The sequence below is a fragment of the Gordonia sp. DT30 genome (assembly GCF_049844915.1).
Taxonomy (GTDB): domain Bacteria; phylum Actinomycetota; class Actinomycetes; order Mycobacteriales; family Mycobacteriaceae; genus Gordonia.
Genome location: NZ_JBNCLY010000118.1, coordinates 1 through 248 on the forward strand (window position 1 = coordinate 1; position 248 = coordinate 248).

The 248-nt window shown below is 66.9% G+C and carries 1 pseudogene; it reads left to right on the plus strand.

What is annotated here, in order from left to right:
• Positions 1–248, plus strand: a pseudogene (locus ACLQ3C_RS21690) (HNH endonuclease); the annotation flags it as partial.

Below are 248 nucleotides of genomic sequence, written 5' to 3' on the forward strand. Positions count from 1 at the left end.
CCAGCGACGGCCGGCTCGACGTGCGCGCGAATCTCGATGCCGTCGCCGGGGAGAAACTGCACAGCCTCGTCGAAACACTGTCCGCGCCAAAGCCTCAGCCCGACGGATCGCACGATCCACGGCCGGCCGAACGCAAACGTGCTGACGCCTTCGAAACGATCCTCGAGCTCACCCAAAAGGGCCTCGCCGACGAGACGGTGTCCTGCAAGCCGACCGGTGGGGTGCTGTTGACCATCCCGGCCGACACC